Here is an 11,845-nt window from a genome sequence, read left to right as displayed (position 1 = left end):
CCGCCGTGTCGACCCTCCAATCACGCGAGTCGACTCTTCAATCACGCGAGTCGACCCTCTGATCACGCGAGTTACGGATTCAGGTGGGGCGGGTGGCGCCGGTTATCGCCCAGTTTCCGGAACGCCAGCGGGCCAGGACCGCAGCAAGGCGGAGGACCATGAAGAGGGAGAGGCCGGTCCAGATGCCCGTGAGGCCCCAGCCGAAGCCGAGGGACGCCCAGATCAGCGGGAGGAAGCCGAGGGCCGCGCTGCCGAGCGTCGCGTTGCGGAGGAAGGCCGCGTCGCCCGCGCCGAGGAGGACGCCGTCCAGGGCGAAGACCACGCCCGCGATCGGCTGGAGGGCCACGAAGAACCACCACGCGTGCGGGATCTCCGCCAGCACGCCCGGGTCGGACGTGAACGCGTGCGGCAGCACCCACGACAGCGCCGCGAACAGCACGCCCAGGAAGCAACCCATCAGCAGCCCGTACCCGGTGATCTGCGACGCGACCCCGCGCGCCTGCCGCGCCGAGTTCGCCCCGAGCGCGGCCCCGACCAGCGACTGCGCGGCGATCGCCACCGAGTCCAGCACCAGCGCCAGGAACGTCCACAGCTGCAGCACCACCTGATGCGCCCCGACCGCCTCGGTCGACGTCCGGGCCGCGACGGCCGCCGCCGAGACGAAGCACGCCTGGAACGCCAGGCTGCGCAGCACCAGGTCGCGGCCGAGGCCGAGCTGGGCGCGCATCACCTTGAAGTCCGGCCGCAGCCCGACCTTTTCGCGAGCCAGCGCCGCGAAGAACAGCGCCGCCGAGATCACCTGCGCGACGACGTTCGCGATGGCCGAACCCTCCAGCCCCAGCCCGGCCCAGTAGACGAGGACCGGGCACAGCACGGCCGAGATCCCGTTGCCCGCCAGCACGTACCGCAACGGCTTCGCGGAGTCCTGCACCCCGCGCATCCAGCCGTTGCCGGCCATGGTGACCAGGATCAGCGGCGCCCCGAACAGCGCGATCCGCAGCCACGACACGGCGGCGGACGCGATCTCGTCACTCCCCGAAAGCACCCGCGCGACCGGCCAGGCCAGCAGCTGCCCCGCGGCCAGCACGACGAGCCCGACGAACACCGCCAGCCACGTCGCCTGGACGCCTTCGCGCACCGCGTCGGCCCGGCGGCCGGCGCCGTGCAGCCGGGCGGTGCGGGACGTCGTGCCGTACGACAGGAACGTCAGCTGGCTCGACACCTGGGCCAGCACGACGCCGCCGAGCGCGAGCCCGGCCAGCGACAGCGCGTCGAGGTGGCCGACCACGGCGGTGTCGACCAGCACGTACAACGGCTCGGCGGCCAGCACCCCCAGCGCGGGCACGGCCAGGCCCAGCACGCGCTTCGCCGGAACCCGTTCGATCTCCTCCACGTTCGCCACGAACCGGACTCTAACCGCCGCCCCACCGGCGTCTTGAATGACTCATTCAGGACGCCGGAGGTCCTGAATGAGTCATTCAAGACCTCGCGGCGGGGGCTACAGCGGGGCTACAGCAGCGGCGCCCGCTCCAAGGCCTCGCGCAGGCCCGCGATGACGTCCGAGGCCGAACCCGCGATGGTGCAGCCCGCGGCCTGCCGGTGCCCGCCGCCACCGAACTCCGCCGCCACCGCCGAGACGTCGATCCCGATGGAACGCAACGAAATCTGCCACTGCCCCAGGTGCGCCGGGTCCTGTTTGAGCACCGCCGCGACGGCCGCTTCCCGCACCGAGCGGACGACGTCGATGACCGACTCGACCTCCTCGCCGCGGACCGTGCTCGCCGCCTCGGCGCCGACCACCGCGTGCACGAAACCCCGGCCCTGCGCGGCTTCCGGCTCCAACCGGGCCTCGCGCAGCACCGACGAGAGCATCGGCAGCCAGGCGAACGGGCGCTCGTCGACGATCCGGCGCACGATGGCTTCCGGGTCGGCCCCCGCTTCCAGCAGCCGGGCCGCCATCCGGTGCGTCTCCGGGCTCGCCCGGCGGAACCCGCTGGTGTCGGTGACGATCCCCGCGTAGAGCCCGCGCGCGATCGGCTCGTCCAGCTCGGCGCCCAGTTCATCCAGGACGCGGAACACGAGGACCGCGCTGGCCTCGGCGCTCTCGTCGACGACGTGGCAGGTGCCGTAGAACGTGTTCGTCGCGTGGTGGTCGATCACCAGCACCGCGCCGGCGAGCTCGACGCGCCCGGCGAGCCGGCCCAGCCGCTTCGGCGTCGGCGTGTCGACGCAGACGAGCAGCCCGTCGGAGTCCGGGAGGGCGTCGGGGTGCGTGAGGAGGCCGTCCTCGTCGAGCCACCGCAGCGTCTCCGGGGCCTCGTCGGGCTCGCCGAAGGAGACGCGCACCCGCGCACCACGCCGGAGCAGCGCCCGGCCGAGGGCGAGTGCGCTGCCCAGCGCGTCCGCGTCCGGCCGCACGTGGCCGAGGATCGTCACGTCGGTTGCCGCCGCGAGCAGTGCCGCCGCGTCCCGGATGTCCTGCGCCGAAGTAGGGGTCACGGTGCGTCACGCTACGCTCTGCGGGATGCCTGAGTACGCGATGCTGGTCTACCCCTCGGCCAACCGGGTCTACGCCGCCTCCTCCCCCGCGCTGCTGCGCGCCGAGCTGGCGGTGTTCGGCGCGAGCCTGGCGGCCGAGCTGTCCGCGATCGAGGAGGTCGAGCTCGGCGGCGTCGGCTACGTGCGCTTCACCAGCTCGGCGCCCCTCGGCGAGAGCGACCTCGCGCTGCTGTCGAACGTCTCGTCGCTGTACGCGCTGTTCGAGCTGGGTGACGGCGTCCTCCGACCGGTGCGCGTGACACCGCTGGCGAAGGCCGACTCGGACCTGCTGACCATCCAGAAGTACGCGGGCAAGACGAACGAGCTGTTCACCAAGCTGCTGGTGAACGTGACCTTGCTGGCGACGGCGGACCCGTTCTCGGACCGGCCGAAGTACCTGCTCGACCCGCTGTGCGGCCGCGGCACCACGCTGAACCAGGCGATGATGTACGGCCTGCACGCGACCGGCCTGGACGTCGACGCCAAGGACTTCGAGGCCTACGAGGCGTTCATCAAGACGTGGCTGCGGAACAAGCGCGTGAAGCACACCGCGGAGTCGGGCCAGCTGCGGCGCAACAAGGTCCGGCTCGGCCGGCGGCTCGACGTCGAGTACGCGCTGGACAAGGAAGCGTACAAAGCGGGCGACACCCGCAAGCTCACCTACTTCAGCGCCGACACCCTGACCACCGACGAGGTGCTGCGGGCGAACTCCTGCGACGTGATCGTCACGGACGCGCCGTACGGCGTCCAGCACGGCAGCCACCGCGAGGCAGGTCTGCAACGCAGCCCGCGCGACCTGCTCGCGGCGGCCGTGCCGGTGTGGACGCGGGTGCTGAAGCCCGGCGGCGCGCTCGGGATTTCGTGGAACACCACCGTGCTGCCGCGCGAAGAGCTGGTCGCGGTGCTCCGGAAGGCCGGGCTGGACGTCCGCGAGGGCGGGCCGTGGGAGGAGTTCGCCCACCGGGTGGACCAGGCCATCCTGCGTGACCTGGTCGTCGCGGCGAAGCCGGCTTCCTGAGTCGACAAAACGCTACCGGGTGAGCTCGCCCTTCACCGGCGCCTGCCCGTTCTCCTCCGGCGCCACGGCGGGAGCCGACGGCGGCGTGCTCAGGCCGCGCTTCACCGAGTCCAAGATGGACAGTCCCTGGCCGACCAGGCCGGCCGCCATCTCCCCGAGGCCGTCGGCGCCGTTGAGGATGTTGACGTTCGCCCCCGACAGCCCTCGCCCGGCCTCCTTGACGATCTGCGGCAGCTGGTCGATGAGCATCCGGTCGAGCGCGACCCGGTTGTTCGACGCGGCCGCCTCCGCCTGCACACGCATCTTCTCCGCCTCGGCGATCGCCAGGATGCGGATCCGCTCGGCCTCGGCGTCGGCGGGCTTGATGACCTCGGCCACCAGCTGCTGCTGCCGCAGCTCGGCTTCGCGCTGGGCCAGCTCGGTGCGCGCGTCGATGACCTCCTGCTGCGCCTTCGCCTGCGCCAGCGGACCGGCCTGGGCCGCCTGCGCCTGGGCCGCCTCGACTTCGGCGCGGTACCGCGCCTGCACGATCGAGGTCTGCCGGGCGTACTCGGCCTGCGTCCGCTGCGACTCCTGTTCGGCCTCCGCCGCGGTCTTGTTCGCCACGGCCTGGGCGATCTGCGCGTCGCGCTGGATGGCGGCGTTGTGCGGCGCGGCCATCGCGGCGATGTAGCCGAGCTTCATGTCGTCGATCGACTGGATCTGCAGGGCATCGACGGTGAGGCCGATCTTCGCCATCTCCAGCGCCGAGCCGTCCAGCACCTCGGTCGCGAGCTTCTGCCGCTCGGTGATGATCTCCTCGACGGTCATCGACCCGATGATGGACCGCAGGTGGCCGGCGAAGATCCGGCCGGTCAGCACGGACATCTGGTCCTGGTCGGAGAGGAACCGCTGGCCGGCGTTGACGATGCTCTCCGTGTCGTTGCCGACCTTGAACGCGATCACCGCCCGGACCGTGAGGGCGATGGCCTGCTTCGTCACGCACACTTCGGTCACTTCCGCCTCGCACATGGCGAGCGTGAGGAACCGGACTTTCCGGAAGACCGGCATGACGAACGCACCGTGGCCGGTGACGACCCGGAACGGCGACGCGCTGCTGCTGTTCTTGCCCCCGGAGATCAGCATCGCCTCGTTGGGAGCCGGCACGCGATAACCGAACATCGACAGTCCTTCTGAAATCACTGGGAAGCGGGATCCGAGGCGTCCCACGCCACGACGTCGACCGTGCGCCGGCCCCGGGTTTCCACGACCAGGACGGTCGCGCCCTTCGGCAGCTCCGTGTCGGACCAGGCAAGGAAGGTTTCCAGGCCACCCCTGATCCTGATCAGCACCTCCCCGGGGCCCCGCTGCCCGCGGGTGCCGACCAGGAGGACTCCGGTGCGGCCGGACGGAGAGAGATCGGAGTGCATGGGTGCCGACCTCCCTCGGTGGCCGTCTCGGTGCGGGATCAGCCCCCGCTGTACCCCATTGTGCTCCCGGCGGACGCGCGAGGCAGGCACTGTGAGGTTCCGATCAGGAGGCAACCAGGCGGGCCGCTCGAGCGTGCGCGGCTATACTCGCGGACCGTGACCGTCGAGCAACGTCCCCTGCGCGCGGACGCCCGGCGCAACCGGGAGGCGCTCGTCGCGGCCGCGCGGGAAGTGTTCGGCGCCAAGGGCGTCGACGCCCCGCTCGACGAGATCGCGCGGCGCGCCGAGGTCGCCATCGGCACCCTCTACAACCGGTTCCCGACCCGGGCCGACCTCGTCGAGGCCGCGTTCCTGCCCACGCTCGAGGAGGCGCAGGCGGTGACCGAAGAAGCCCTCGCCTGCGAAGACCCGTGGGAGGGATTCGTCCTGTTCCTCGAGGGGTCGATCCGGATGCAGGTGGCCGACCGCGGGTTCACCCAGGTGTGCGCGCGGGCGTTCGATCCGGCGTCGGGGCTGGAGAAGGCCAAGCACGCCAACGCTTCCCGGATGCAACGGATCATCGAGCGGGCGCAGGAGGCCGGGGTCCTGCGCGCGGACTTCCAGCTCGCCGACCTGGCGGTGGTGTTCGCCGGGGCATCCGCGGCACCGGACTGGCGGCGCGGGCTCACCCTGGTGCTCGACGGGCTGCGCCCGCGATGACCTGGCTCGCGGACACCGCCACCTCGTACGACACGGTGGCCGAAAGCTACGCGGAGTTCGTGTCGGACGCGCTCGAGAAGGAGCCGTACCTCAAGGCCGCGCTGACGCTGTTCGCCACACAGGTCGACGGGCCGGCGGTGGACGTCGGCTGCGGCCCGGGGCACTTCACGGCGTACCTGGCTTCGCTCGGCGTCGACGCGTCCGGCATCGACCTTTCCCCGGGGATGATCGACCTGGCTCGCCGGGCGCACCCTCGGCTGCGGTTCGAAGTGGGGTCGATGACGGACCTCGCGCTGCCCGGCGCGTCGGTCGCGGGCGTGCTGGCGTCCTGGTCGCTGATCCACGTCCCCGACGAGGCGGTGCCGGTGGCACTGGGCCACTTCCACCGCGTGCTGCGGCCGGGCGGGCTGCTGGTGATCGGTTACCACGTCGGCGCGGGCACCCGGCTCAAGAGCCAGGGCTACGGCGGGCACCCGATGCGGGTCAACGTCCACCTCCGGCAGCCGTGGTGGCTCGCCCGGCGGGTGCGGGAAGCCGGGTTCACCGTGGACGCGGAATGGCTGCTGAGGCCCGGAGCCGAGGTGGCGCAGGCCATTCTGTTCGCTTCGAAGTAGCCCGGTGGGCAAGCAGAACGGGGTGGTCAGCGTCGCCGGGTTCACCGACGCCGCCGGCAGCAACTACCTGCGGCTCGGCTACCTCGTGTTCGACCCGTCGAGCAACGCCGTCCAGCACAACTTCTGGACCTGGAGCCAGCGCGACTACCCCGTTCCGGTGAACAGCGGCGACGTCTACTACTGCGGCGAGTGACCCGAACGGCCACTTCACCGGCAAATTCGTTGATGCTCACCAACCCGAGCGCCCCAAGGCGGCCTTCGGTGCGTCTGACGCACCGAAGGCCGCCTTGGGTGCGTCAGACGCAACCAAGGCCACATTGGGGCGCTTGAACCGGGCCGCGCGCAACACTAGGCGAAGGCCTGCTCGGCGAAGCCGAGTCCCCCGCGTTCGGCCATGGTGAGCACCTGCCGGGAGACGTGCCGGGGTGGGGTGCGGATGTACTGCCGGAAGCCGCGCGCCCGGAGCTTCAGGTCGAACTCGTGCCCCTCGATGTGCCACAACGGGTACGGCTTGTCGTCCGGTGCGTCGAGGCAGTGGAGGTCCGCGATCTCCAAGCCGCCGTGCAGGGGGCCGAGGTTGCCGGTGATGTCCCAGGCCTCGTCGAACACCAGGGTCGCCGGGGCGATCCAGAACGTGAAGTGCTTCTCGCGCCGGGCCGGCTCGACCCAGCGGACGATGTAGTCCAGGTCCAGCAGGAGCCGGCCCGGCGGCGGGTCGTCGTCCTCGACGATGCCGAGCGCGTGGACGTAGCTGTCGTGCCAGCCCATCTGCGGGAAGTCGGCGTCGGTCCAGACGGCCTTGGACAGGCCGCACGGATCGGTCATGACAGGCGCTCCCCCACGAACTTCACGATCTCCGGCAGTACTCCCCGCCAGTATTCGTCATTGTGCGCGCCCGGGGAAAACCGGGACACTGCGGGCGAAACCGCCTTCACCAGCTTGCGGTCGGCGCCGAGGAACGGGTCCGACTCGCCGCACCACACGCCGAGGCCCGCGGGACGCAGCTCGGCCGTGTGCAGCAGGGGTTCCTCCGCCCGCCAGTTCGCCTCGTCCGCGAACACCTTGCGGCTGCGGGCGTCCGGCCAGCTCACGAACAGCGCCGCACTCGCCGTCGCCACCGCTTTCAGGTCCGGGTGCGCACGGGCGAACCGCAAGGCGCCGAAGCCGCCCATCGAAATGCCGAACACCGCCGAGGGCGGACGCAGGTCGCGGGCAGCCAGCCAGCCCGGGACTTCGTCGGTGAGCATGCGCTGCGGGTCGTCGTCGCTCCCGACGTTCACCCAATAGTGGTCGCCGTCGATGGCCGCGATGGCGAACGGCGGGGTTCCGGCGCGGACCGCCGCCGTCAGCACGGCAGGGACGCCGAGTGAGAGGAACGTCCGCGCCTGGGCGCCGCGGCCGTGCAGGGCCAGGCACACCGGCAGTCCCGAGGCCGGGACGCCTTCGGGGGTGATCAGCACCAGGTCGACATCGGTGCCGCGGGCCGCCGAGTGCATGCGCTGGACCGTCACCGGGTCACGCAGCGGCGACGGGCCGGTCGGCTCTGGCACCGCCGGCGGGCCGGGCGGTGGCCCGGACGGCGGGGACGAGCAGCCCACCAGCAGCGCCAGTGCGCTGCCGGCGAGCAGGCTGCGGCGGGAGAGCACGGGTCAGCTCCGGCTCTCCTCCTCCGCGAACTCGTCGTCTTCGGCCTCTTCGCGAGGCGCCTTGTACGGGTCGGCGTCGCCCGCGTGCTGGGCTCCCGCCGAGCGGCGCGCGACCTCCGCGTCGGCCTCACGGGCCTTCGCGAGCAGGTCCTCGATCCGCTTCGACTCCTCGGGGATGGTGTCCGCGACGAACGTCAGCGTGGGCGTGTAGCGGACCCCGGTGCCTTGCCCGACCTTCGTGCGGAGCATCCCGCGCGCCGATTCGAGGGCGGCGGCGGCACCGGCGAAGTCCGGGGGGACGTCCAGCTTCTCGCCGAGCACGGTGTAGTACACCGTGGCGTCGTGCAGGTCGCCGGTGACCTTCGTGTCCGTGATGGTCACGTAGTCCAGCCGGGTGTCCTTGACCTCGTGTTCGATCGCCGACGCGACGATCTGCGAGATCCGCTTGGCGAGCTTGCGAGCCCGAGCAGGATCGGCCATGTCGTTCTCCTAGAGAAAGTTAATCGTCTGGGCCGAGCAGCCGGCGGTGGGCGGAGATCAGTTCGAACTCCGGCCGGCTCGCCACGTACCGCTCACACGAGTCGAGCACGTCCCGGACGTGCTCGCCACCTTCGGCGACCACGGCCACCCCGATGAGGGCCCGGCGGTGCAGCTCGGTGTGCCCGGCTTCGGCCACCGACACGGCGAAGCGCTTGCGCACCTCGGCCAGCACCGGACGGACCACGGATCGCTTCTGCTTCAGCGAATGAACGTCGCCGAGCAGGATGTCGAGCTCGAGGGCTCCGACGAACATAGGCAGATGAGTTTGGGATAGTAGGGATGACCGGGTGCGCACGGGAGTTCCCGTGCGCACCCAGTCCCGAGCGATTACGCCCGCGGCTTCTCGCGCTGCTCGTACGTCTCGATCAGGTCGCCGACCTTGAGGTCGCCGTACGAACCGAGCGTCAGACCGCACTCGTAGCCCTCGCGGACCTCGACCACGTCGTCCTTGAACCGCCGCAGCGAGCTGACCGGCAGGTTCTCCGCGACGACAGTGCCGTCGCGGAGCAGCCGGGCCCGCGCGTTGCGCCGGATCTCGCCGGACATGACCAGGCAACCCGCGATCGTACCGATCTTGGAGGACTTGAAGACCTCGCGAACCTCCGCGCGGCCCAGCTCGACCTCTTCGTACTCCGGCTTGAGCATGCCCTTGAGGGCCTGCTCGATCTCGTCGATCGCCTGGTAGATGACCGTGTAGTACCGGACGTCGACGCCCTCGCGGGTGGCCCGCTCGGTCGCCTTGCCCTGGGCGCGGACGTTGAACCCGAGGACGATCGCGTCGGACGCGGTCGCCAGGTCGATGTCCGACTCGGTCACGCCACCGACACCGCGGTGGACCACGTTCAGCTCGACCTCGTCGCCGACGTCCAGCTGGAGCAGCGAGGCTTCGAGGGCCTCGACCGTACCCGAGTTGTCACCCTTGATGATCAGGTTGAGGCTGTTCGTCTCCTTCAAGGCGGAGTCGAGGTCCTCGAGGCTGACCCGCTTGCGGCGCGACGCGTTGAGCGCGTTCCGCGTACGAGCCGACCGGCGCTCGGCGATCTGCCGGGCGACGCGGTCCTCGTCGACCACCAGGAAGGTGTCGCCCGCACCCGGCACCGAGGTGAACCCGATGACCTGGACGGGACGCGACGGCAGCGCCTCGGTGACGTCGACGTTGTGCTCGTCGACCATCCGGCGGACGCGGCCGTAGGCGTCACCCGCCACGACCGAGTCACCGACGCGCAGCGTGCCGCGCTGGACCAGGACGGTGGCCACCGGGCCGCGGCCGCGGTCGAGGTGCGCCTCGATCGCGACACCCTGGGCCTCCATGTCCGGGTTGGCCCGGAGGTCCAGAGCGGCATCGGCGGTCAGCAGGATCGCCTCGAGCAGGCCGTCGATGTTGATGTTCTGCCGCGCGGAGATCTCGACGAACATCGTGTCGCCGCCGTACTCCTCGGCGACCAGGCCGTACTCGGTCAGCTGCTGCCGGATCTTGTCCGGGTTCGCGCCTTCCTTGTCGATCTTGTTGATCGCGACCACGATCGGGGCCTTGGCGGCCTGCGCGTGGTTGATCGCCTCGACCGTCTGCGGCATCACACCGTCGTCGGCCGCCACCACGATCACCGCGATGTCGGTCGAGTTGGCACCACGGGCACGCATGGCGGTGAACGCCTCGTGACCCGGGGTGTCGATGAAGGTGATCAGGCGCGGGTTGCCTTCGAGCTCGGTCTCGATCTGGTACGCACCGATGTGCTGCGTGATGCCGCCGGCCTCGCTCTCGCGGACCTTCGTCTTCCGGATCGTGTCGAGCAGCCGGGTCTTACCGTGGTCGACGTGACCCATGATGGTCACGACCGGCGGCCGGACCTGCAGATCCTCTTCGCCACCCGCGTCGTCGCCGTAGGTGATGTCGAAGGTCTCCAGGAGCTCGCGGTCCTCCTCCTCGGGGCTGACGACCTGAACGTGGTAGTTCATTTCGCCGCCGAGCAGCTCGAGGATGTCGTCCGACACGGACTGCGTCGCGGTGACCATCTCGCCGAGGTGGAAGAGCACCTGCACCAGCGAAGCCGGGTTGGCGTCGATCTTCTCGGCGAAGTCGGTCAGCGAAGCACCCCGCGGCAGCCGGATCGTCTCGCCCTGCCCCTTGGGCAGGCGGACGCCGCCGACGCTGGGCGCCTGCATGTTGTCCATGTACTCCTGGCGCTTCTGCCGCTTCGACTTGCGACCCTTGCGCGAGGGACCACCGGGACGCCCGAAGGCACCCGCGGTACCGCCACGGCCACCGGGGCCGCCACGACCGCCGCCGCCACCGCGGAAGCCGCCGCCACCGGCCGGGGCACCGCCGCCGCCACCGGGACCGCCGCCACCGGGACGGAAGCCACCGCCGGCACCGCCGCCGCCACCCGGACGGAAGCCACCGCCGCCGCCACCGCCACCGGGACCGCCGCGGAAGCCACCGCCGCCGCCACCGCCACCGGGACCGCCGCGGGCGCCGCCACCGGGGCCGCCACGGGCACCGCCACCGGGACCACCGCGGGCGCCGCCACCAGGACCGGCGGGACGCTGCGTGCGGCCCGGCATCATGCCGGGGTTCGGCCGCGGGGGCATGTTGCCCGGGCTCGGCCGGTTGCCACCGGCGCCACCACCCGGCCGCGGGGCCGGACGGTCACCGGCACCCTGGCCGCCACCGGGACGCGGCGGGCGGTTGTCGCCGCCCTGACCGCCACCGGGGCGCGGGCCCTGCGGGCGCGGCGGAGCGCCGGAACCGACGCCGAACGGGTTGTTGCCGACGCGCGGGGTGCGCGGGCCGGGCTTGGGACCGCCGGGCTTGGGGCCCTGCGGCTTCGGCGGGACGACCGAACCGGTGTTGCCCGAAGGCGCGGCCGGGGTGTCCTGCTTGGGAGCGGCCGGAGCCTCGGCTTTCGCGGCCGGGACCTGCTCCTGGGGTGCGGGCGCGGCGGGCTGCTGACGCGGACCGGGCCGGGGACCGGGGCGCTGCCCCGGGGTGGCCGGCTTCGACGCCGCGGGCGCCTGCTGCTGTTGGGGTGCGGCCGGAGCCGCCTGGAACGACGGAGCCGGAGCCGCCTGGGCCGCCGGAGCCTGCTGAGCAGGCGCGGGGGCCTTCGGGGCGGCGGGACCGGGCTTCGCCGCCGGCGGGCCGGGGCGCGCCGACGGACCGGGGGTCGGCTTCTTGGCCCCCTTGGGGGCATACGCGTCGCGAAGACGGCGGGCGACGGGCGCCTCGACCGTGGACGACGCGGACTTGACGAACTCGCCCTGTTCCTTCAACTTCGCGAGCACGTCCTTGCTGGTGATGCCGAGCTCCTTCGCGAGCTCGTGTACGCGGGCCTTGCCTGGCACAACTCTCCTCATCTAGGGGAGGCCAGGCGGAAAACCCGC

General features: G+C 71.7%; 13 protein-coding genes. 4 read left to right on the top strand and 9 right to left on the bottom strand.

What is annotated here, in order from left to right; all coding sequences use genetic code 11:
* Positions 1-79: 79 nt before the first annotated feature.
* The gene (locus ACLJQF_RS29320; protein ID WP_410613522.1) at positions 80-1,402 is read right to left on the bottom strand and encodes an MATE family efflux transporter; all 1,323 of its coding nucleotides are present in this window, start codon (positions 1,400-1,402) and stop codon (positions 80-82) included.
* A 107-nt stretch (positions 1,403-1,509) separates the two neighbouring features.
* Entirely contained in the window at positions 1,510-2,499 is a 990-nt protein-coding gene (locus ACLJQF_RS29315) for a DHH family phosphoesterase (protein WP_410613520.1), read from the bottom strand.
* Positions 2,500-2,524: 25 nt separating this feature from the next.
* Between ACLJQF_RS29315 and ACLJQF_RS29310 the strand changes: the two genes are divergently transcribed.
* The gene (locus ACLJQF_RS29310) at positions 2,525-3,556 is read left to right on the top strand and encodes a TRM11 family SAM-dependent methyltransferase (RefSeq protein WP_410613518.1); all 1,032 of its coding nucleotides are present in this window, start codon (positions 2,525-2,527) and stop codon (positions 3,554-3,556) included.
* A 12-nt stretch (positions 3,557-3,568) separates the two neighbouring features.
* Here ACLJQF_RS29310 and ACLJQF_RS29305 read toward each other — a convergent pair whose 3' ends face one another.
* Together ACLJQF_RS29305 and ACLJQF_RS29300 are read right to left on the bottom strand one after the other, a co-directional pair.
* Positions 3,569-4,717: an SPFH domain-containing protein gene (locus ACLJQF_RS29305; protein ID WP_410613516.1), complete on the bottom strand. Its 1,149-nt coding sequence runs from the start codon at positions 4,715-4,717 to the stop codon at positions 3,569-3,571.
* A 17-nt stretch (positions 4,718-4,734) separates the two neighbouring features.
* Positions 4,735-4,965 (bottom strand): hypothetical protein, encoded by a 231-nt coding sequence (locus ACLJQF_RS29300; protein WP_410613514.1) that lies wholly within the window; start codon positions 4,963-4,965, stop codon positions 4,735-4,737.
* Positions 4,966-5,121: 156 nt separating this feature from the next.
* On the opposite strand from ACLJQF_RS29300, the gene ACLJQF_RS29295 reads away from it, so the two are divergent.
* From ACLJQF_RS29295 to ACLJQF_RS29285, 3 genes are read left to right on the top strand one after another with little or no spacing between them, the layout of a single operon-like run.
* On the top strand, positions 5,122-5,664 hold the full coding sequence (locus tag ACLJQF_RS29295) for a TetR/AcrR family transcriptional regulator (RefSeq protein WP_410613512.1): 543 nt from the start codon (positions 5,122-5,124) through the stop codon (positions 5,662-5,664).
* Positions 5,661-6,278 (top strand): class I SAM-dependent methyltransferase, encoded by a 618-nt coding sequence (locus ACLJQF_RS29290; protein WP_410613510.1) that lies wholly within the window; start codon positions 5,661-5,663, stop codon positions 6,276-6,278. Before ACLJQF_RS29295 ends, ACLJQF_RS29290 begins: the two co-directional genes overlap by 4 nt.
* A gap of 4 nt (positions 6,279-6,282) precedes the next feature.
* A complete protein-coding gene (locus ACLJQF_RS29285; RefSeq protein ID WP_410613508.1) occupies positions 6,283-6,471 on the top strand; it encodes a hypothetical protein in 189 nt (62 codons plus the stop codon).
* 155 nt (positions 6,472-6,626) lie between these two features.
* Here ACLJQF_RS29285 and ACLJQF_RS29280 read toward each other — a convergent pair whose 3' ends face one another.
* The 5 genes from ACLJQF_RS29280 to infB all read right to left on the bottom strand — a co-directional run bounded on the left by ACLJQF_RS29280 (position 6,627) and on the right by infB (position 11,806).
* Positions 6,627-7,103, bottom strand: coding sequence for a hypothetical protein (locus ACLJQF_RS29280; protein ID WP_410613506.1), 477 nt, complete (start codon positions 7,101-7,103; stop codon positions 6,627-6,629).
* Entirely contained in the window at positions 7,100-7,924 is an 825-nt protein-coding gene (locus tag ACLJQF_RS29275; protein ID WP_410613504.1) for an alpha/beta hydrolase, read from the bottom strand. The genes ACLJQF_RS29280 and ACLJQF_RS29275 overlap by 4 nt, the downstream gene beginning before the upstream one ends.
* 3 nt (positions 7,925-7,927) lie before the next feature.
* Positions 7,928-8,404, bottom strand: a complete 477-nt coding sequence (gene rbfA / locus ACLJQF_RS29270) for a 30S ribosome-binding factor RbfA (RefSeq protein ID WP_410613502.1) — start codon at positions 8,402-8,404, stop codon at positions 7,928-7,930.
* A 19-nt stretch (positions 8,405-8,423) separates the two neighbouring features.
* Entirely contained in the window at positions 8,424-8,717 is a 294-nt protein-coding gene (locus ACLJQF_RS29265) for a DUF503 domain-containing protein (RefSeq protein WP_410613500.1), read from the bottom strand.
* 74 nt (positions 8,718-8,791) lie between these two features.
* Positions 8,792-11,806: a translation initiation factor IF-2 gene (gene infB / locus ACLJQF_RS29260; RefSeq protein WP_410613679.1), complete on the bottom strand. Its 3,015-nt coding sequence runs from the start codon at positions 11,804-11,806 to the stop codon at positions 8,792-8,794.
* Positions 11,807-11,845: the final 39 nt, after the last annotated feature.

The sequence above is a fragment of the Amycolatopsis sp. lyj-109 genome, from assembly GCF_046548995.1.
Lineage (GTDB): Bacteria > Actinomycetota > Actinomycetes > Mycobacteriales > Pseudonocardiaceae > Amycolatopsis.
This window is presented reverse-complemented; position numbering and strand designations above follow the sequence as displayed.